This is a genomic window from Paenibacillus sp. FSL R10-2796 (assembly GCF_037965315.1).
Lineage (GTDB): Bacteria > Bacillota > Bacilli > Paenibacillales > Paenibacillaceae > Paenibacillus_AQ > Paenibacillus_AQ odorifer.
In genome coordinates, this window is sequence record NZ_CP150178.1 from 5,939,816 (window position 1) to 5,960,605 (window position 20,790).

Here is a 20,790-nt window from a genome sequence, read left to right on the forward strand (position 1 = left end):
TTACCGGAATAAACCGTCTCCGCCCATAAGTTTGGCAGCTCTGTCTGCCAGAATCAGCAGAATCATATTAACAAGTGAACGGAACAAACTGACTGCAGTGGAGAATGAAAAGTCTGTTGAAGACTGGAACGTGATTCGGTAGATATACACATCTAGTACTTCCGAGACGTTTTTCGTTGCAGCGTTGCTCAAGTTAAAGATTTGGTCAAATCCAGATGACATCAGGCCACCGACAGAAAGGATAAACATAATCGTAATCGTCGGAAGAATGTTAGGCAGAGTAATGCGGAACATTTGCTGCAAGCGTGTAGCACCATCAATCTGTGCGGATTCATATTGGTCTGTATCAATACCAGAGATAGCGGCCATAAAGATAATGGCTCCCCAACCTGCTGATTTCCAGATATCCGTAAGATACAACATCGGAACGAACATTTTTTCAGAACCTAGGAAGTTAATGCCTGTCCCGCCAAACATTTGAATGAGGCTGTTGACCAGACCATCATAGGAAAGCACATTGATAACAACCCCGGATACTACGATCCATGACAGGAAGTTCGGAAATGTGAACACCGTCTGTAAAGCTTTTTTGTAACGATTCATGCGTAGTTCATTCAGCAGCAATGCCAATATGATTGGAAAAGGGAACTGAATAATCAGCTTACCAATGTTAATGGTTAACGTTCTCCATACGGCGTCAATAAAAGCCGGGTCACGGAACACATAGGTGAAATTCTCGAATCCGCTCCATGGGCTGCCCCAAATTCCTAAATTCGCTTTAAAATCTTTAAAAGCCAGAGATAGACCACCCATCGGCAGATAAGCGAATAGGAAAAGCCACACTAGTCCAGGAAGCACCAGAGTATAGACCATTCTGTTCTTCCAGACTTCCCTTAGGAACAGTTGGAATCTGCTGTCGTTCATTTTTTTAGCCGGTATTGCAACTTCGGATTTCAATTTGCATCTCCTCACTCTGCTTATGTCTTTTAGTTGTACAAGAAATCAAAGGTTGTCTTCAGATGTTCCTCCCAGAATCGCCATTCATGAGTTCCAGAGGTCTCAACATACTGAAATTCATAAGGGGTCGTCTCTAGGTAAGCTGCGAATTCCCGATTCATCTCCACAAACGGATCTTCCGAACCACAGCAAGTCAGAATCGAAGGCAGGTTACGTTTATCGTCGACCAATTTAGTGGCTAAAGCGTACAGATCCTGATCCGGCTTAATTTGTAAGCGTTTTCCAAAAGTACCCGCCATCTCCCTCGCCATGTCCTTGGACATTTGCGGATCGTTTAATCGTTTCTGGAGATCGGTAACTCCTGATAACGAAACCACTTTGCTGTAACGCTCGGGATAGGTAAGTCCACATTTCAGAGCGCCATACCCGCCCATCGATAAACCAGCGATATACGTCTTCTGCGGATTATCATCCAACCTCATCATTCGGCCACAAAGCTCGGGAAGCTCATGGGTCACATAGTGGAAGTAATCCAGTCCGTACTCCATGTCTGTATAGTAGCTCCTGTTTACTTGGGGCATTATGACTGTACAACCATATTGACTTGCATACTGCTCAATAGTAGTCATCCTGTGCCAAGTACTGGCGTTATCACCAGCACCATGCAGCAGGTAGAGCGTTCCTCCAGACATGTTGCCTGAATCGACGGGGGAGATAATGCTGATGGTCGTTGTCATTCTCAAGGTAGGAGAGCCTGTCTCAACTGTTAATAATGCCATGAGTTATCTCCTTTTCGTTCTTATTCATTTGTTTATTTTCTTGCAAGATCCCCGCTTAACCAGTACGGATTCGAATACCATATGTTTGTTTTGCGAATCACCTGTGATCAGGTCAAACAAAATTTCAACACTGGCCTTCGCCATATCCACTCCGGGTTGGCTGATCGTATCCAGAGATGGATGATAATATTCTGCCATTTCAATCCCGTCGAATCCGATAATCGAAACATCATTTGGAATTGATAAGCCCAAGGACAATAACGCCTTAGCCGCCCCAATGGCAATCGTATCTGATGCAGCAAAAACAGCAGTGATATCTTTTTTCTTATTGAGCAGACGTTTGGTAGCTGTAAAGCCTGAGCTTGGACTATATTCACAGTCCTCTACCATTGAAGGGTCGTACTCAATTCCATGCTCCTCAAGCGCCTTGATATAACCCATAAGCCGCCGGTTACCTGTTGTATTTTGCACCAGAGGAAATCTGGCTAAAAAACAGATATTGCGATGTCCTAATGAGATTAAATAGCTGACAGCCTTATAAGATTCCTGAAGATCATCAATGATCACGCTTGAAAAAACAGCAGGATCGACTTCTTTTGTAGTCGTGATGGTAGTCAGAACAAATGGAATTTTTAATTGTTTGAATTTATCTTCGGAGTGATCATACGTTCCGCCCATAAAAATTACGCCATATAGATTTTTTTCTTTTACAAGCTGTAGAGCGATATCGATCTCGTCTACTCCATCTTCTACATGCTGGATCATTAGCGGACATCCCCGTAGGTTCACCTGGCGTTCAACTTCTTTGATCATGTCGGCAAAAAACGGGTTTGAGATCCCTTTTACCATTAGCGCTATGGTATTGGATCGCGTTTTTTTCAAGTTGCTCGCATTACCGTTTGGAATATAGTTATGTTCTCTAACAACCGCCATCACTTTAGCTCTAGTTGTATCGCTTACAACACCGCTATTATTGATTACTCTGGAGACTGTGGCGATACCCACGCCTGATAGCCTTGCAATATCTTTGATATTCATATTTACCTTGCTCCACTCCTATGATGAGTCCCCCCTTCACCCGATGAAAATCAGGTTGTGGAAACGCATGAAATGATGGGAAACGTTTCCCACGACATCATTTTGAGTCCTTAGCGCGTTTTTTTCGCTTACTTCGTCCATTATGAACAGGTAATTTTTATAAGTCAACTAAAAAGGCAAAAAAAATTGTGATTCATCACTTTTTATTTGGTTAAAATTACAATAAGTCTATAGTTATTCAATCTATAAATTAGAAATAATTGGTATTTATATATCAAACAATAGTTTTCCTTGTTTTATTGACTTTAAAATAAGAATGGAATACCATCAATTTAGCGATTTTTATCGCAATAACAGAAAACGTTTCCACTCATTTTTCTAGTTTTTCTTTTTGTCACTTCGCTATCCTAGCTAGGAATATCAAGAGAAAGAAGGACTCTTTTTATGTTGAACATGGCTCCATTCGCAGCTAAGGCTCGTGAACGAAACCTGAATATTTTCAATGTTCGTGTGCTTCAAAACGGAAACCTTGTGGGAAAACTGGATCTCACGGAGGATATTCGGCGCTTGCAGCATTCCGTCAGCAAGTCTTTTACTTGTATGGCAGTAGGTCTTGCCATTGATGAAGGGAAGTTGACACTGGAAACAACGCTTAAAGATGTTTTTCCGGAGTACGCCTCTCCTCTTAAACCAACACCTCCATCCATGCAGCCCGGAGATATAACTTTGTTCGATTTGCTGCGAATGAGTACAGGGCACGACTCCCCTCCATTTTGGGCTGAAGAGAGATTAGCCTTGAAGGATAAAAATTGGGTGCAGCATTATTTGGCTCTGACTTTAGACAGAGCTCCAGGAGAGAAATTTACATACAGCAGCGGAGATACCATTATGATCTCTGCAATGGTGCAAGCCCGCGTCGGGCAAACCGTAAAGGATTATCTGGTACCTCGTTTGTTTGCACCTCTGGGCATAAACAATGTCGATTGGGAAACAACACCTCAAGGGGTAACCCTTGGCTGTGCCGGACTTCAGATTAGCACGGAAGAGTTAAGCCGGTTTGGACAGCTGCTTTTACAGCAAGGAAAGTGGCAGGGCCAGCAACTGATTCCCGCAGCATGGATCGATTTTGTTACACAAAAACAGATCGACAATGATGGAAACGGCGACTGGGGAGAAGGATACGGCTGCCAATTCTGGCTCTGCTCCCACGACGCTTACCGTGCCGATGGCGCTCATGGACAATTCTGTCTTGTGGTGCCGGACGCTCAAGCAGTCATTGCAATTAACAGCATGGAAGATAACATGCAGGGAATCCTGGATACCGTCTGGGAGGAAATCTGGCCGCTTCTTTAGGAGCGGTCTTTTTTTATGGCTTGAGGTTAGCGTGCGCATAATGGGTAATTTACATTCTTCGGCGATTAGTACATAACACCGCCAAGTAACCAGCACTGTTTGAGGCTGAGGAGGCTTGCGGACTCAGATGACGCTATTTACTCTTTTATCGCCTTTTGAGCAACGTTTCGGACTCCAGCGCAGCTATTCCTGAGAAAGTAGCTCATTTGGGGCACGTTTGGCACCAATAGCGACGATGGAGTCCGATGACATCGCAAATGTGGCGCTTTTCAGCATTTAAGGTCATCTGGGTCCGATAGCTGCTGCGTATGTACAAAATAAGTAACTCATCACACCAAGTAACCAGCACTTTCTGAGACTGAGGAGGCACGCGGACTCAGGTGACGTTATTTACTGTTTTATCGCCTTACGAGCAACGTTTCGGACTCCAGTGCAGCTATTCCTGAGAAAGCGACTCATTTGGGGCACGTTTGGCACCAATAGCGACGATGGAGTCCGATAAAATCGCAAATCCCGCACTTTTCAGCATTTAAGGTCCTCTGGGTCCGATAGCTGCTGCGTATGTACAAAATAAGTAACTCATCACACCAAGTAACCAGCACTTTCTGAGACTGAGGAGGCACGCGGACTCAGATGACGTTATTTACTCTTTTATCGCCTTTTGAGCAACGTTTCGGACTCCAGTGCAGCTATTCCTGAGAAAGTAGCTCTTTTGGGGCACGTTTGGCATCAATAGCGACGATGGAGTCCGATAACATCGCAAATCCGCACTTTTCAGCATTTAAGGTCATCTGGGTCCGATAGCTGCTGCGTATGTGCAAAATAAGTAACTCATCACACCAAGTAACCAGTATTTCCTGAGACTGAGGAAGCTCGCGGACTCAGATGACGTTATTTACTCTTTTATCGCCTTTTGAACAACGTTTCGGACTCCAGTGCAGCTATTGCTGAGAAAGTAGCTCATTTGGGGCACGTTTGGCATCAATAGTGACGATGGAGTCCGATGACATCGCAAATGTGGCACTTTTCAGCATTTAAGGACATCTGAGTCCGATAGTTGTTGCGTATGTACAAATGTGGGCTAGATGCTGGAAGCTTGATGTTCTATGATGGTTAGTAGCTCAACACACCAAGTAACCAGCATTACTCAGACCGAGGAGGCTCGCGGACTCAGGTGACGTTATTTACTCATTTATCGCCTTTTGAGAAACGTTTCGGACTCCACAGCAGCTATTCTTGAGAAAGCGGCTCTTTTGGGGCACGTTTGGCATCAATAGTGACGATGGAGTCCGATAACATCGCAAATTCCGCATTTCTCAGCATTTAAGGTCATCTGGGTCCGATAGCTACTGCATAGGTGTAAATGTGATCTAGTCGTTCGAAGTTTAATGTTCAACGATGACTCGAATTTCAACATTTAGATCAAGAAGGAAGACAAAGGCACCCCGTGTGTGACCTCGAACTAAAACTCCCGCACGCAAAAACAGCCTTCCCAAAGGAAGGCTGTTAATTGACGTCCCGGAAGGGATTCGAACCCCTGACCGTGCGCTTAGAAGGCGCATGCTCTATCCAGCTGAGCTACCGGGACATATAAGAAATAAATACTATGTATTGACGCAACGATATTTATTATACCTTATTCAGCGGATTTTTCAAGTCAAAACAACTTAGAAAAATAATAAAAGTGTTTCCGGTGCAGCTTTTTCACACATCAGCGTAACCACAGGAAATGAAAAAAACGGCATTTCTGCCGTCCTTTTCAGCCATTCCAGTGTGCGTTTTACAAACCTTCGATATTTACTCCAGCTTTCGAAAACGCTTCTCCAGCTGCTTTTTTAAATCCCCAAAAGTGAGTAATTCTCGTTGAAACTTGGAATGCTCATCTTCTGGCGACATGAAGTTACTGCCTGTAAATGCACTCGAGGTCACATCTTGAAAAGCGTCATGCATATTGTTATCAAACCAATCGGTGGAGGTATCAGCATCATTAGTCAGAATACGGACAATCTCATATCCTTCTTCACGCCGATCCTCAACGATATACACCAAAAGCGCAGGATCACTAACAGCACCCGGCAAAACACCCACTTCTGCACAAGGCGCACCATCGTACTCCATCATTCTGCGAATTTTGGCGTCTTTAATATAATACACCTGTCATCCTTCCCTCCTGGCAAATTCCCCTCTCCCCTAGTGTTCGGATAAGGACATACATTTTATGCCTTCCTTCGGCATATATCTGTATTACTTGGCAAAAAAGTAAGGACAACAATCGCACAAAAGAGAGGATGAACCATCATGTGCGGAATAACCGGATTTATCCAGTGGCGCGGAGATCTCACTCAGCACTCGCAGCTGCTGGTCAAAATGACTGAAACTTTAGCAAACCGCGGCCCCGATGCAGCCGGAACCTGGATCTCAGGCCCCTGTGCTTTCGGTCACCGCAGACTTAGCGTTATCGATCCGGAGAACGGTGCCCAGCCCATGATCACCCGCCATGAGGAACAGGTATACGCGATTGTTTACAACGGCGAATTATATAACGCCCTCGAACTCAAACAGGAACTTAAGCAGCGAGGGCATCAATTCCGCACCCAGTGCGATACAGAAGTGCTGCTGCATTCCTATATCGAATGGGGGCCGGATTGCGCAGAGAAGCTCAATGGAATCTTTGCTTTTGCAGTATGGGACGGTCTGCGGGACCAAGTCTTTTTTGCACGTGACCGTTTAGGTGTGAAACCCCTGTTCTACAGCAAGGTTGATGATGTCCTAGTTTTTGGCTCAGAGCCTAAGGCGTTGCTGCAGCATCCCAAGGTACAACCAATCGTGGGTCCTGAAGGTCTCGCAGAAATCTTCATCATCGGTCCAGCGCGTACACCGGGTCATGGTGTTTATAAGGATATGCAAGAGCTTTGTCCAGGTCATGCTATGATCTATAGCCGTGAAGGTCTGCGCAGTTATGCCTATTGGAAGCTGGAGAGCGCAAAGCATACTGACAATGAAGCAGAGACAGCCGCTAAGGTGCGTGAACTGCTCCAAGATACACTCGAACGCCAACTGGTCTCAGACGTCCCTGTTTGCTCTCTTTTGTCGGGAGGGCTGGATTCCAGTGCGCTGACGGCACTTGCAGTGGATTACTACAACCGGAATGGTCAGGGACAAGTGGATACTTATTCCGTAGACTATGTAGATAACGACAAACATTTCAAAAGTCATACTTTCCAGCCGGGAGCAGATGGGCCCTGGATTAAACGAATGGTCGATGAATTGAATACAAACCACCACTACATCTCGTTCGATACCCCAGAGCTTGTAGAAGCGCTGGATAATGCTTTGTACACTAGGGATTTACCAGGGATGACCGATGTAGACTCTTCTTTGTACTTATTTTGCCGGGAGATTAAAAAGAACGCGACAGTAGCTATTTCCGGTGAAGCTGCGGATGAGATTTTTGGCGGATACCCTTGGTTCCACCGTGAGGAAATGCTCTCCTCAGGCACTTTTCCTTGGTCAGTTGCTCCGAAAATGCGTGCAAGTCTACTTTCCCCAGAAATTAACGAGTGGATTCGTCCACTGGAATATTTGGGTGACAGATATAGTGATGCGGTGGCTGAAGTTCCGAAGTTGGATGGAGAGACGGGAAAACAAGCACAAATGCGCGTCATGTCCTATCTGAATATCACCCGCTTCATGCCTACTCTGCTAGACCGTAAAGACCGAATGAGCATGGGCGCAGGGCTAGAGGTACGTGTTCCATATTGTGATCACCGACTCGTTCAATATGTATTTAATATTCCGTGGGAAATCAAGAATCTGGGGGGCCGTGAAAAAGGGATTTTACGTAAATCTCTTGAAGGCATTCTTCCAGACGATGTGCTCTACCGCAAAAAAAGCCCTTACCCCAAAACTCATAATCCTGCCTATTTAAATGCGGTACGAACTCAGGTATTAAACATTCTGGATGACTCCACTTCCCCCCTACTTCCGCTAATTGATGCTGCCAAAATCCGTGAGATCGCCGCTTCCCCGGAATCCTCAACCAATCTGCCTTGGTTCGGCCAGCTCATGTCCGGTCCTCAGCTGTTTGCTTACCTCGCCCAAGTGGATCTCTGGCTGCGTAAATATAACGTCTCCATCCAATAAGCACGTAGAGAACTGAGGTAACCGACAAGCCAAACAGCAAGTCCCCGTATCCGGTGGCTTGCTGTTTGGCTTGTATTTGCAATAATTACTCTACGATCTTTAAAAATTAAAGTTGTCCGGGTCCGGGCCAAATCGATGGTCTTTGTTCAAGCCCTCGATAGCTTTGACATCCTCATCACTAAGCGTAAAGTCAAAGAATCCCGCATTCTCCTTGATTCGATCCGCATGTACGGATTTAGGTATCGTAATGACACCTTGCTGCAAATCCCAGCGAAGTACAATTTGAGCAGGGGTCTTGCCATACTTCTCAGCCAACTCTTTTAAGAGCGGTAGATCAAGATTCCCCTGCATTAATGGACTCCATGCTTCAAGCTGAATGCCCTGTTCATTGGCATATTTCAGCAGCTCGCGCTGAGTCAACAGCGGATGGAATTCCACCTGATTCACCACAGGCACCACTCCGGTATCCTCGATGATATCTTTCAGATGATGAACCTGAAAATTGCTCACGCCGATAGATTTGATGAGGCCTTCTTTTTGCAGATGAATTAAGGCCTTCCATGTCTCACGATATTTTCCTGCCACCGGCCAGTGTATGAGATACAGATCTAGATAGTCCAGACCCAGCTTGCGCCGGCTATCCTCGAACGCTTTTAGCGTAGACTCATAACCTTGATCAGGATTTCGTACTTTAGTCGTAATAAACAACTCATCCCGGGCCACTCCACAATCACGAATAGCTTGTCCTACGCCTTCTTCGTTATTGTATCCGGCTGCCGTATCAATACTGCGATATCCTAATTCCACTGCGGTTTTGACCGCATGAATAACCTCTTCGCCATCTTTAGTCTTATACACGCCAAGACCCAGCCACGGCATGGTCACCCCGTCATTTAAAGTAGGACCACCCGAGAACGGTGCATTTAATTCACTCATCGCTTAACCCTCCAAGCTTATTGTTATTTCGTTAAACATACTTAACCTATTTACCCACTTAAGAAGCAAACGCTACCATAAAAAGTATAGCAGATGGCTTCATCATTCCCCAAATCCTTATAAAAAAACGGAGGCGTAAGCGCCCCCGCTCTTCTTTATTTCTCAATTAGTTTGAAATCATCAAAGTGGAATTCAGGAGAAACAATACAGGATACCAGCGTCGGCTCTTTACCTAACGAGCGCGCGGCCTGCCATACTCCCGCTGGAACAACCACTTGTGGCTGCTGGCCTGCAGCAATATCGAGACCCAGAATAACTTCCTGCACATCCTCAGGCTTATCTCCATTACCTCCGAGACTTAGCACGATTGGACTACCGGAATGCCACAACCAAACTTCATCGGACAATACAGTATGCCAATCAGATTGTTCGCCTTCGTGAAGTAAAAAATAAATTGAAGATGCCGAATGACGTGATCCAGAATAGCTATCGCCTAACACTTCCTGCGAAATTTCAAATTCCGAATTCCAAAGTCTTTTGTACCAACCACCCTCAACGTGAGGCTGTAATCCAAGCAGTTCAACTAGCGGTGAAATTTCTTTTTGCGTCACAGTAGCTTCTCTCCTTCAAAGTTAGCATGAACAACAATAGCTTCTTATGCATAAGGTTGTTTTTGCTTTTTACTTTAACGGAATAAGCTCGAATTGTAAAATCTATTTACTGTCCTTGCTCGCTTTGAAGACTTCTGCAATCGCTCCAAGACTTCCCAGCGTTTCAACAGCGCTTGTTGGCAAGAACACTTTATTAGCAGGACCTTTGGCAATCTCAGCCAGAGCCTCGAAGGAACGATAAGCCAGAACATGCTCATCCAGACCTGCCGAACGAATTAGCTCAATGCGTGATTTTTCTGCTTCTGCCACGGCTTGAATCGCTTTAGCCTCACCGTGTGCTTCCAGCTCTTGCGCCTGGCGAGAACCCTCCGCTTGACGGATACGCGCTTCTTTATCGCCTTCTGCTTTTAGAATCTTACTTTGTTTATCCCCTTCAGCGCGTAGGATCATATCCTGCTTGGCGGCTTCCGCCTCCAAAACAATGGCACGTTTGCTCCGCTCTGCTTTCATCTGCTTATCCATCGCTTCCTGAATATCCAATGGCGGTTTGATATCGATAACTTCCACACGCTCGATCCGTACGCCCCACTTCTCAGTAGCTTCATCGAGAGCAAGACGGATGTCCGTCGAAATCTTTTCCCGTCCAGACAAGGTCTCATCCAATTCCAGCTTACCGATGATTTGCCGCATTGTTGCCGTCGAAATGTTTCTTACCCCATACACATAATCAGAAATACCATAAGTAGCTTCCTCTGGTCCAACCACCTGGTAGAAAATAATCGTATCAATCTGCACCTGCACGTTATCCTTTGTAATTACCGTTTGTGGAGGTACATTCGCTTGTTGAATCCGTAAATCATGGTACGTGCGCACCTGATCAATTACAGGAATCAGAATGTTCAACCCCGGTGTCAGCAGACGATTAAATTTACCGAGCCTTTCCACTACGCCTACCCGTTGCTGTGGTACGATTTTGACTGTTAATGCCACAAAAACTACGACCACTACAATAATAATTGCGATAATTGCCCATTGCATTAGTTCATTTCCCCCCATCGTTCTACTTCGATAATCGTCGTGCCTCTTTTCACTACTCTTACAACCTCATCCTTGCCCAGATTCTGATCAGAGCTCGCGCTCCACGTATCTCCGCCTACCTTCACTTGCCCGTAACGTCCCTGCTCTATCGGCTCAACAACTACTCCTTGCCTACCGATGATTTCTGTACCTGTATCCTTGAACCCACGTGAATGGCGAAATCTTGAAACCAGTGGTTTCGAGAATATAGTCAGACCAAGTGCGACCAGTGATCCAAGGACCACCTGAAACAAAATGGCTTCGGGAACAATCAGCGACACCAAACCTGCGGCCAAAGCACCAATACTAAGCCACAATAAATAAAAAGTAAGCGTCATCATCTCAACAACAAACAGGACACCGGCTGCGATCAGCCAAAACACCCACACAACCATCGGTGAGCCCACCACCTTCCGTATGATACTACTATAACGAAAAGAAACATCGATGCGTTGCATAGTTCCATAAATAAATATTTCAGGCATGTATATGATTTATATTCATTACATCGGTGGTTATGTGTTTCTTCATGAGTTTCTTGATAAAAGGCGAGTATACAAATCCAAAAGGGTTCACTTTTTGAAGAGTCACTATAAATTAGAAAATTCTCCCCCTATATCACCTGATTTTATCCCTAGCGCAATTGCAAGCTATGCTTGAGAATAAGAGTTACCATCACCCATTTATATCTAATTCATCCTAATTATCCAACTTCCAAACAACCTCCTCTATTCATTCAAACCATACACAGCATGTTACATCTTTTAAAATCCAAGAAACAGCAGCACACAAAAAGCATAAAAGAAAGCGCTTACTGATTGGGTAAGGCTTGATTTGGACCGCTGCTTTTTTGCTGCTGAATCTACGAATTGAACTTCAATAGAATGATAGGGACGCCAAGGGTGATGGTGCACTACAACCGACGGGAGGTGAAGGTCAGGACATCTTGCCGAAAAGAATTTCGAACTACACTTTGAATCTAGGAGGTAGAAATTCAATGATCTTCACGAAAAAAGCTTCACGCAAAACCTTTGCAATTGCGATGATCGCCGCGCTTGTTCTGACACTCTTTTCCACCCTGGGCGGCAGTCCCAAAACAGCCAACGCCGCACAGGATTACAAACTGGTTGGTTATTACGCTTCATGGGCCGCTTACGGGCGTGCTTACAATGTAACTGATATCGATCCTACCAAAATGAATGTCATTAACTACGCTTTTGCGGATATTTGTTGGAATGGCATCCATGGCAATCCCGACCCCACCGGACCTAATCCGGTGACCTGGTCTTGCCAGAATGAGCAAGGCCAAGCCATCAGCGTTCCGAACGGTACGATTGTTCTTGGTGACCCGTGGATTGACACTGGAAAAAGCTTCGGGGATGACAAATGGGATGATCCCATCAAAGGTAACCTGAAGCAGCTATGGAAGCTGAAGGAAAAGAACCCGAACCTGAAGACCCTAATCTCCGTTGGGGGCTGGACCTGGTCGAACCGTTTCTCGGATGTAGCTGCGACAGCTGCGACCCGTGAGGTTTTTGCCAATTCCGCGGTTGATTTTATTCGAAAATACAAGATGGACGGCGTGGATCTCGACTGGGAATATCCAGTAAGTGGTGGACTCGCAGGCAATAGCTACCGTCCTGAAGATAAAGAAAACTATGTACTGCTGCTGCAAAAAGTTCGCGAAAAGCTGAATACAGCCGGCGCGGCGGATGGAAAAACCTATCTGCTGACCATTGCTTCCGGGGCAGGCCCAACGTATATCAACAATAATAATCTGGCCGGCATTGCTTCCGTTGTCGACTGGATCAATATTATGACCTATGACTTTAATGGGAGCTGGAACACCACCACTGGACATAATGCTCCGTTGTACTATGATCCCGCAGCTTCCGCTTCGGGCTTAACCGAACCGCAAAATTTTAACATCGATAAAGCGGTAACCTCCTATCTTGCGAATGGTGTACCTGCGAACAAGCTTGTACTTGGCATGGCTTTTTACGGTCGTGGTTGGGGCGGAGCTCCTGCTTCAGGAAACGGCCAATATCAAGTGTCCGCTGGCATCTCACCAACGGGTACATGGGAAAAAGGCAGCTATGATTTCTATGATCTCGAAGCCAATTATATCAACAAAAACGGTTATACCCGCTATTGGAATGATACATCCAAAGTGCCTTATCTCTATAATCCAACAAATCAAACCTTTATCAGTTATGACGACGTAGAATCCTTTGGCCACAAGATCAGCTACCTGAAGTCCAAAGGTCTTGCAGGTGCTATGTTCTGGGAAACAAGTGGTGACCGGAACAAAACACTAACCAATAAACTAAACGCCGATCTTGGTGGCGGAGTGGTGCAGCCGACACCGACACCATCCACATCACCAACACCTACACCAACTGCAACCGCTACACCTACTGCAACTCCAACACCAACTGCAACCGTGACGCCAACCCCAACGCCTACACCGGGACAATGTTCAGCAGCGACCTGGGGTGCAACAACCGTATACACTGGCGGACAGCGTGTCTCCTACAATGGCTCAGTCTATGAAGCCAAGTGGTGGACGCAAGGGGATCGTCCTGATCTTAGCGGAACTGATGGGGTCTGGAAATTCATCAGCGTATGCGGAACAGCGACACCAACACCAACTGCAACTGTGGCCCCAACTTTAACACCTACGGTAGCACCAACGGTAGCACCAACGCCTACCGCAACCGTTGCACCTACGCCTACTTTAGCGCCAACACCAACTGCAACCGTTGCACCTACACAAACTCCTTTACCTACCGCTACGCCTACTTCGGAAGGGTCTAGCTGGGGAACAGGCGTTGCGTACAAAACAGGTGATGTCGTCGCTTATAACGGAAAAACATATACCTGCTTGCAGCCCCACACTTCACTTCAGGGCTGGGAGCCAGCCACCACACCTGCGCTATGGAAGCTCAATTAAAGACTTGCAGGAAGCATCGTTCCTGAAATAACATTATCCCCCTTTGGAGGTATATTAAATATGATTGCAAAAGCACGTGCTAAGCGCAAAATATCCATAAGTTACCTTGCTGCGCTAATGAGCCTAATCGTTCTGGTTCCACTTTACACCGGGACAGGTGCATCCTTACCAGTGGCCCATGCCGCGGAAACAACACCCTCCGCTCCCGCTCCAGCAGCTGATCACCCTCGTAAAATCGTTGCTTACTTCCCAGAGTGGGGCGATCAGGAGAACAAAGGATTTTACACCGTAGACAAGATTCCGTGGGATAAAATTACCCATATTAACTACGCCTTCGCCAAGGTAAATCCTCAAACGAACAAGATTGATCTCATGGACCGTACAGCTGCAATCGAAAAAGACTATCCCGGTCAGCTGACCACCCTGCCTTTTAAGGGGCATTTTAACCAACTGGTTAAGTACAAACAGCTCTATCCTGATGTCCGCACCCTGATTTCTGTTGGCGGCTGGTCGGGTTCCGGAGGGTTCTTCAACATGGCGAATTCAGAAGCCGGGCGAGAAGCTTTTGCCAATAGTGTTGTGGATTTTCTGCGTACCTATCAGTTCAACGGAGTAGACATCGATTGGGAGTACCCTTCTGGCACTGGGCAGTCCGGTAATCCTAACGATTTTGCCGTGGCAGAACCGCTGCGTACCGTAAATTACAACAACTATGTTCTTCTTATGAAAAAACTCCGCGAAAAGCTCGATCTGGCAGGTTCACAAGACAATCAGAAATATGACCTGACTATTGCGGCCACCGCCTCTTCCTGGATTCTTGGGGGCATGAAGCTTGGGGAAGCCAATCAGTATTTAGACTGGGCGAACCTTATGACCTATGATTTCCATGGGGCTTGGAATGGATATGTAGGGCCGCATTCTGCACTGTACCCGGATTCCCGCGATACTGAAACTGCTGCGCTGGGCACTCCGGTTCTAAATACCGACTGGGCGGTCCGATACTATCTTGGAACGCTTCCTCCGGAAAAAATCGTGATCGGAGTTCCTTATTATTCACGAGGCTGGAAAAATGTGAATGGAGGCATCAACAATACCGGCCTTTACGGCACAGCTCCGACAACCGGTGGGGGAGCAGATGGCCAATACGGGATCTGGAATGATCCCGCACCAGAGCAGCCTGCTGGTGCAAATCCGATCTGGCATGTGCTAAATCTGCTCAAAGATCCAGCGAATAAGCGCTACTTCGATCCTGTTACCAAAACACCGTACTTATTCAATGCAGACAAGAAGATTTTTCTTACGTATGAAGATAAGGAATCTCTTGGCTACAAGCTGGATTACATCAAGCAAAAAGGCTTGGGAGGTATGATGTTCTGGGAACTAACGGGCGATTACTCTGAGCAGAGCGATGGCACTTATACGTATGGCAATTCTCTGACCGATTTTGCCTATGATCAGCTGAAGACAGCCACGCCACCGGGTGGAGCTCCTAAGCCGCAGTTGCCTGAACCTAAAAACTTCATCCTCAGCTTCAGCGGCGCCTATGATCATCCGAACTATACCTATTCATTAAAAATAACGAACAATACCGGCACAGATATTTCCGGTGGCTGGAAGCTGGAGTTCGACCTGCCAACAACTACAACCCTAACCTCGGCATGGGGAGCCGGTAGCGTTGAGCAAATCTCCACGGCCTGGGATTTCAACCGCTACCGTATTACAGGTACAGCTACTCAAACTATTGCGAATGGAGCTTCACTTGAAATTCCGGGTATGATGAAGCTGAATTTTTCAGGCGGTCCACAGCGAATCACCCTGAACGGAAACTCGTCCCAACAGGAATACGATAAACTGTACGGAGGCATTACACCTACGCCAACACCAACACCGTCTGCATCACCGACACCGACACCGACTCCGACGACTACACCTACAACAACACCGACTCCGACGGCAACCGTGACGCCAACGCCAACTGTAGCGCCAACACCTACTCCTACGCCGGGACAATGTTCGGCAGCGACCTGGAATGCGGCAACCGCATATACTGGCGGACAACGCGTTTCCTACAACGGCTCACTCTATGAGGCCAAGTGGTGGACACAAGGCGATCGTCCCGATCTTAGCGGACCGGACGGTGTCTGGAAATACATCAGCGTGTGTAGAACAGCAACTTCTACACCAACGGCAACTGTAGCTCCAACAGTAACACCGACTTTGACACCAACGGTGGCACCGACGCCTACTGCAACCGTTACTCCAGCGCCTACGGTGGCACCGACGCCCACCGCAACCGTAACACCGACGCAAACTCCATTACCGACTGCTACTCCTACTTCGGGAGGGTCTAGCTGGGTAACAGGAGTTGCTTATAAAGTAGGTGATGTCGTCGCCTACAGTGGAAAAACGTATTCCTGCTTGCAGCCTCACACTTCACTTCAGGGGTGGGAGCCAGCTTCCACACCTGCTCTTTGGAAGCTGATATAATCCGGTACTCTCCTTGATTCCAACAAGGAGAACATCCCATTATTAGTGCAGAGACATTTTCATCCTTTGGGGCTTACGTTACGGACCCAGTTGACGTTATTTACAAATTTCAAGCCTTTGGAGCTGTGTATCGGACTCCAGTGCTGCTATTCCCTATAAAATGCTTCTTTCGGGGTGTTTTTCGTGCCCATAGCGACTTTGGGGTCCGTTCGAATCTCAAATATCGGATAAAGCTGCGTTTAAGGTCAGCTGTGTCCGGGTAGCCGCTTCATACGGTTGAATGTGCTAGAATCGAACGAAGTTTGATGCTTTGTTTAAGGGGAAGGAATAAAAAACGGGGGTGCCCAGCAGCCATTTCGCGGCTTTTGGACACCCCCACTTTTATATAAAAATCTATTCCTGCGATAGGCCGCCTTCGGCTGCCAGTTTTTTCTCCAGCTTTGCCGTCAGCAGTCGCAGTGCAGTTCCTCGATGGCTAATCTGCTGCTTCTCTTCCAGCGTAAGCTCGGCCATAGTTTTTTCATGTTCCGACAGATAAAATAGCGGGTCGTAACCGAAACCGCCAGCACCTGATGGTTCTGAAGTAATCCAACCTTCGACCGCACCTTCTGCGGTTAGCTCCTGCTTGGAAACTGGATCGTACAGCGATAAAGTACAGACGAACCTAGCCGTGCTCAGCAAAGGCTGATCTGTGTCTTCCCCCTGTTTCAATCTCTCTAGCTCGCTAAGCAGCTTCAGGTTATTTTCCCCATCCGTAGCGTCTTCACCGGCAAAACGTGCAGAGTACACACCCGGTCTGCCATCCAAAGCATCTACACAAAGACCCGAATCATCAGCGAGTACCGGAATTCCAAGTGCATCACCTACGGCTTTGGATTTTTTAAACGCATTCTCTGCAAAAGTAGCCCCGTCTTCCACCACATCGGGCAGATGCGGATAGTCATACATACTCTTAACTGTCAGGCCCAGCGGGGCAAAAGCGTGCTCGAATTCGCGCACCTTCCCCTTATTCTTCGTTGCGACAATGAGAATATTGCCCTTGGAATTCATGTTACACCTCTTGGCCCGGTTGGCCGGAAGGGATTTTCAGAGCAATCGCTCCGAGCGCTTCTTTTTGCGCCGCAATCAGTTCATAAATTCCCTTCTCACCTAGACCTAATAATAGGTCCAGCTCTTGACGCGAGAATGGTCTTTCTTCGCCAGTCCCTTGTACCTCAACAAAAGCACCGCCGCCGGTCATGACTACATTCATATCCACTTTGGCTTTAGAATCCTCTTCATAATTCAGATCGAGCAATGTTTTATCTCCTACAACACCTACACTAATTGCTCCCAAAAAGTCTGTTATAGGAAAAACAGCCAGCTTGTGCTGTAGTGCAATTTTATTAATAGCAAATGCCATGGCAACAAAAGCGCCTGTTATCGAAGCCGTCCGAGTTCCCCCATCCGCCTGAATCACATCACAATCCAGCGTAATACTGCGTTCACCTAACGCTTGTAAATTCACCACGGAGCGAAGCGCACGGCCGATCAGCCGCTGGATCTCCATTGTACGTCCGGTAAGTTTACCGCGTGCAGCTTCACGTTGATTACGGGACTGGGTGGCCCGAGGAAGCATCGAATATTCGGCAGTTACCCAGCCTTTTCCTTGTCCTTTAAGAAACGGAGGCACTTTTTCCTCTACAGTAGCCGTACAAATAACTTTGGTGTCTCCCATCTCAATGATCACGGAGCCCTCAGCATATTTATTCGTTTGGGTCGTTATTGTCAGCGGCCGTAATTGGTCGTCAGTTCGCCCGTTTGATCTCATCTTTTCTGCCTCCTACATCGTATAGCTAATAGTTTAGTGTGAGTCCCGTTTCCCTGTTGTTCATTGCGGCAGTTCACCGTTCGGGACGTTACGTCTTTTTGAGCAACTTTTATTCTACCAAAGAGGAGGCACAAAAGCATCTTTTAAACCTTAGAAGGTCATTCTATAACGGGAGCTCGTTCAAAAATTCAGGTGCAGAAACAGGTTTGCTATAATCCACATTGTCAGTGTCAGTAATCGATTGTTTGCCGTTCAAACGAATTTGAACCAGAGCATCTTCCGTATTTTGCGCAACAGTCAGAACAACCGATTCCAGCAATTCGGCAGGAACTTCCTTCCCATCTGCGAACATATCGTCAGTCAAGGATACAGTAACAACACCGTTTTGTCCGGCTTCAACCGAATCAAGTGATGTGCCCTGTGTCATAACCATTTCCAGACCGTCTCCGGATTCAGGTCCCGCAATCAGTTCATTGATAGCAGCAGTCAGCTGCTCTTGCCCTGCGGGTACAAAGCGCGTAACCGGAACATAATATTGGATACCGTCAGGAGATGTTGTGGAAAAATAAACAGTAACCGCACTAGAGTTCATCAAAGATGGACCTTGTTTAGGCAGGTTAATGCCCATTGTACGGGACAGCGGGCGATCCAGCGGAGTACCTTGAAGCGGCATTTCCGTAAGCTTTTTACCATCTACCCAGAACTGTACACCTTTAATGTCATCTTGACCGGTAAGTGTCCAAGTGATCGCTTCAAGGATTTTGCGTTCATCCGCAGCATCATAGTTGTTAAATTCCGAATTGAACTCAACAACTGCCAAATTCGACTTGTCTACCGTAATGCTTTGCACCTCAGTTCCAGCTGGTAGAATGCCTTGGAAGCCTTCTGGCAATGAGGACGCATATTCTCCCTTATTCACTAATGCCATTAAAGAGTTCTTGAGCGTGCTGGAATCTTTGCTTTTTGGCAGATTTAGCGACACTGGAGCGAGTAAGCCATTTCCATCTTCCAAATATACGGTCGTCCGGTCACCGGAAGCCGTTGCTTTATCCGTTGCTTTAGCGGCTTTGGTGCTGTCCTTCACAACTGCTTGTGCATCATCCTGAGCCACTGGACCAAATACACCTGAATCCAAAGTGTTATTTCCCTCTGTCTGTAACATCTGCGCTTCAACCTCAGGTGGCGGAGCATCAATCGATGCTGATTCCGAACCGAACAAGCCGCAACCGGATAGTGCCAGTGGAACTGCGAGTAGGCAGACTGCGGAAATCCCGCGGATTTGTTGCATTGTTTTCATCATTTATTACCCCTTTCAAGGTTAGATAGCATTTGTACTGCTATGTATACGAGACCTTTGTCCAAAAAATAACAACTGCTTATCCTAAATTGTTGGAAAAGCCTGTGTGCTTTATTTTCAGGTTAGGTTGGATCTAGATTTTAATTCACATAGACTCCGTTTTCTGGACAAATACTTTTTCTAAACGTACAATCTGAGATAACACCAGCGCTTAACATCATGCTAACGAACGTTGTAATGCAAAGACTTAACTTACGAGGTGACTAATCATGGCTGATGAACCAATCGCAAAAATACCTTACAGTCTGAACAGCAAGGCAGTCGCAGATGCGACCAAAATGTGGTTGAATAAGCGTGGAGTAAACCTGCAGGAAATCGCAGAGCTCGTTATGTTTCTGCAAAAAAAATATTATCCAAACTTAACGATGGAAGAATGTGTCCATAACGTTGAGATGGTACTCAGCAAACGGGAAGTGCAAAATGCGGTACTTACGGGCATTCAATTGGACATGCTCGCGGAGGAGGGGAAGTTGTTTCCGCCGCTTCAGGATATGATCGAAAATGATGAGGGATTATACGGAGTGGATGAGATTCTGGCTTTCTCCATCGTAAATGTATATGGCAGCATTGGCTTCACCAACTATGGTTATGTGGACAAGCTTAAGCCAGGCGTTCTTGAACGGTTGAACGACAAAAACACCGGGCAGATCCACACCTTCCTCGACGATATCGTCGGCGCGGTAGCCGCTGCAGCTAGTAGCCGAATCGCACACCGTAAGCAAGCGGAGCGTGAGATAGACCTCGAACTTCCGCATTCGCCTGAGGATCGCGAAGAAGCTGCAAGGAAACTTGCAGAACATGAAAAACAACCGGAGTAACCGGTGTTTTGGGTACACTCTGAGAATTAAAAAGTGATTGTTTCGTAACCCTTGCGGGTTATGAGACAATCGCTTTTTTTGAGGTTGGGTTGGGACCGTTTTAGGGAAAAACTCCCTAAAAAATACCGAAAATCGTTCAAAACCTAAGTTATTAGGGAATTCTTCCCTAATAACTCTACGAAAACCTTAATTTATAGCTACATTCGTAGATTATTAGGGAGAAATTCCCTAATATCCGCTCTACACCCTAACAAACCTCAAAAAACAGGGAGAAATTCCCCAATTAGTCAATACCAACACTTAGTTACTCGGCAAGATGTGTTTCTACCCACGAATAGCGGCATCTGAGTCCGAATGATCAGCATGATGCATGAGTAAAGTAATCAAATGGTAGTTGGTAATGCGATCGGACTCAGGTGACCCTATTTCCATAAAACACCCTTGATTTAGTGACTTTCGGACTCCAGAGTC

Annotated in this window: 16 protein-coding genes and 1 tRNA gene; 5 read left to right on the plus strand and 12 right to left on the minus strand. The window is 46.5% G+C overall.

Annotated features, from left to right (window positions below; translation table 11 throughout):
• From NST58_RS26565 to NST58_RS26575, 3 genes are all read right to left on the minus strand, one after another.
• Complete coding sequence (locus NST58_RS26565; protein ID WP_036687012.1) at positions 1-924, minus strand: ABC transporter permease subunit; 924 nt, start codon at positions 922-924, stop codon at positions 1-3.
• A 62-nt stretch (positions 925-986) separates the two neighbouring features.
• Positions 987-1,736 (minus strand): alpha/beta fold hydrolase, encoded by a 750-nt coding sequence (locus NST58_RS26570; protein ID WP_248549555.1) that lies wholly within the window; start codon positions 1,734-1,736, stop codon positions 987-989.
• Positions 1,737-1,760: 24 nt separating this feature from the next.
• On the minus strand, positions 1,761-2,774 hold the full coding sequence (locus tag NST58_RS26575) for a LacI family DNA-binding transcriptional regulator (protein WP_076142395.1): 1,014 nt from the start codon (positions 2,772-2,774) through the stop codon (positions 1,761-1,763).
• 444 nt (positions 2,775-3,218) lie between these two features.
• Between NST58_RS26575 and NST58_RS26580 the strand changes: the two genes are divergently transcribed.
• Positions 3,219-4,127, plus strand: a complete 909-nt coding sequence (locus NST58_RS26580) for a serine hydrolase (RefSeq protein ID WP_076278017.1) — start codon at positions 3,219-3,221, stop codon at positions 4,125-4,127.
• A 1,514-nt stretch (positions 4,128-5,641) separates the two neighbouring features.
• Here NST58_RS26580 and NST58_RS26585 read toward each other — a convergent pair.
• Positions 5,642-5,715 (minus strand) — tRNA-Arg (locus tag NST58_RS26585).
• Between the two features lie 209 nt (positions 5,716-5,924).
• Positions 5,925-6,281, minus strand: a complete 357-nt coding sequence (locus NST58_RS26590) for a hypothetical protein (RefSeq protein WP_036686975.1) — start codon at positions 6,279-6,281, stop codon at positions 5,925-5,927.
• 144 nt (positions 6,282-6,425) lie between these two features.
• Between NST58_RS26590 and asnB the strand changes: the two genes are divergently transcribed.
• Positions 6,426-8,270 (plus strand): asparagine synthase (glutamine-hydrolyzing), encoded by a 1,845-nt coding sequence (gene asnB / locus NST58_RS26595; protein ID WP_339244714.1) that lies wholly within the window; start codon positions 6,426-6,428, stop codon positions 8,268-8,270.
• Positions 8,271-8,369: 99 nt separating this feature from the next.
• On the opposite strand, the gene NST58_RS26600 is transcribed toward asnB, so the two are convergent.
• The 4 genes from NST58_RS26600 to NST58_RS26615 all read right to left on the minus strand — a co-directional run bounded on the left by NST58_RS26600 (position 8,370) and on the right by NST58_RS26615 (position 11,289).
• Positions 8,370-9,206, minus strand: coding sequence for an aldo/keto reductase (locus NST58_RS26600; RefSeq protein WP_036686969.1), 837 nt, complete (start codon positions 9,204-9,206; stop codon positions 8,370-8,372).
• 155 nt (positions 9,207-9,361) lie between these two features.
• The gene (locus NST58_RS26605; RefSeq protein WP_036686965.1) at positions 9,362-9,817 is read right to left on the minus strand and encodes a cupin domain-containing protein; all 456 of its coding nucleotides are present in this window, start codon (positions 9,815-9,817) and stop codon (positions 9,362-9,364) included.
• A 102-nt stretch (positions 9,818-9,919) separates the two neighbouring features.
• Complete coding sequence (locus NST58_RS26610; protein ID WP_076129203.1) at positions 9,920-10,855, minus strand: SPFH domain-containing protein; 936 nt, start codon at positions 10,853-10,855, stop codon at positions 9,920-9,922.
• Complete coding sequence (locus tag NST58_RS26615; RefSeq protein ID WP_076129202.1) at positions 10,855-11,289, minus strand: NfeD family protein; 435 nt, start codon at positions 11,287-11,289, stop codon at positions 10,855-10,857. The genes NST58_RS26610 and NST58_RS26615 overlap by 1 nt, the downstream gene beginning before the upstream one ends.
• A gap of 602 nt (positions 11,290-11,891) precedes the next feature.
• Between NST58_RS26615 and NST58_RS26620 the strand changes: the two genes are divergently transcribed.
• Together NST58_RS26620 and NST58_RS26625 are read left to right on the plus strand one after the other, a co-directional pair.
• Positions 11,892-13,847, plus strand: a complete 1,956-nt coding sequence (locus tag NST58_RS26620) for a glycosyl hydrolase family 18 protein (protein ID WP_076278018.1) — start codon at positions 11,892-11,894, stop codon at positions 13,845-13,847.
• A 60-nt stretch (positions 13,848-13,907) separates the two neighbouring features.
• Complete coding sequence (locus tag NST58_RS26625; protein ID WP_339244718.1) at positions 13,908-16,334, plus strand: glycosyl hydrolase family 18 protein; 2,427 nt, start codon at positions 13,908-13,910, stop codon at positions 16,332-16,334.
• Positions 16,335-16,727: 393 nt separating this feature from the next.
• Here the strand turns inward: NST58_RS26625 and NST58_RS26630 are convergent, their stop codons facing one another.
• From NST58_RS26630 to NST58_RS26640, 3 genes are all read right to left on the minus strand, one after another.
• On the minus strand, positions 16,728-17,384 hold the full coding sequence (locus NST58_RS26630) for an XTP/dITP diphosphatase (RefSeq protein ID WP_076220464.1): 657 nt from the start codon (positions 17,382-17,384) through the stop codon (positions 16,728-16,730).
• A gap of 1 nt (position 17,385) precedes the next feature.
• On the minus strand, positions 17,386-18,144 hold the full coding sequence (gene rph, locus NST58_RS26635) for a ribonuclease PH (protein WP_036686952.1): 759 nt from the start codon (positions 18,142-18,144) through the stop codon (positions 17,386-17,388).
• Between the two features lie 163 nt (positions 18,145-18,307).
• Positions 18,308-19,441: a GerMN domain-containing protein gene (locus NST58_RS26640; RefSeq protein ID WP_175623590.1), complete on the minus strand. Its 1,134-nt coding sequence runs from the start codon at positions 19,439-19,441 to the stop codon at positions 18,308-18,310.
• 269 nt (positions 19,442-19,710) lie between these two features.
• On the opposite strand from NST58_RS26640, the gene NST58_RS26645 reads away from it, so the two are divergent.
• Entirely contained in the window at positions 19,711-20,319 is a 609-nt protein-coding gene (locus NST58_RS26645) for a phosphatidylglycerophosphatase A (protein WP_076129198.1), read from the plus strand.
• Positions 20,320-20,790 lie beyond the last annotated feature (471 nt).

What these genes read in the sequence shown, in the direction of transcription:
- NST58_RS26600 (WP_036686969.1), bottom strand. Translation starts at nt 9,206, where the DNA reads ATGAGTGAATTAAATGCACCGTTCTCGGGTGGTCCTACTTTAAATGAC.
- NST58_RS26620 (WP_076278018.1), top strand. Translation starts at nt 11,892, where the DNA reads ATGATCTTCACGAAAAAAGCTTCACGCAAAACCTTTGCAATTGCGATG.
- asnB (WP_339244714.1), top strand. Translation starts at nt 6,426, where the DNA reads ATGTGCGGAATAACCGGATTTATCCAGTGGCGCGGAGATCTCACTCAG.
- NST58_RS26565 (WP_036687012.1), bottom strand. Translation starts at nt 924, where the DNA reads ATGAACGACAGCAGATTCCAACTGTTCCTAAGGGAAGTCTGGAAGAAC.
- rph (WP_036686952.1), bottom strand. Translation starts at nt 18,144, where the DNA reads ATGAGATCAAACGGGCGAACTGACGACCAATTACGGCCGCTGACAATA.
- NST58_RS26575 (WP_076142395.1), bottom strand. Translation starts at nt 2,774, where the DNA reads ATGAATATCAAAGATATTGCAAGGCTATCAGGCGTGGGTATCGCCACA.
- NST58_RS26615 (WP_076129202.1), bottom strand. Translation starts at nt 11,289, where the DNA reads ATGGTTGTGTGGGTGTTTTGGCTGATCGCAGCCGGTGTCCTGTTTGTT.
- NST58_RS26625 (WP_339244718.1), top strand. Translation starts at nt 13,908, where the DNA reads ATGATTGCAAAAGCACGTGCTAAGCGCAAAATATCCATAAGTTACCTT.
- NST58_RS26630 (WP_076220464.1), bottom strand. Translation starts at nt 17,384, where the DNA reads ATGAATTCCAAGGGCAATATTCTCATTGTCGCAACGAAGAATAAGGGG.
- NST58_RS26580 (WP_076278017.1), top strand. Translation starts at nt 3,219, where the DNA reads ATGTTGAACATGGCTCCATTCGCAGCTAAGGCTCGTGAACGAAACCTG.
- NST58_RS26640 (WP_175623590.1), bottom strand. Translation starts at nt 19,441, where the DNA reads ATGAAAACAATGCAACAAATCCGCGGGATTTCCGCAGTCTGCCTACTC.
- NST58_RS26645 (WP_076129198.1), top strand. Translation starts at nt 19,711, where the DNA reads ATGGCTGATGAACCAATCGCAAAAATACCTTACAGTCTGAACAGCAAG.
- NST58_RS26570 (WP_248549555.1), bottom strand. Translation starts at nt 1,736, where the DNA reads ATGGCATTATTAACAGTTGAGACAGGCTCTCCTACCTTGAGAATGACA.
- NST58_RS26610 (WP_076129203.1), bottom strand. Translation starts at nt 10,855, where the DNA reads ATGCAATGGGCAATTATCGCAATTATTATTGTAGTGGTCGTAGTTTTT.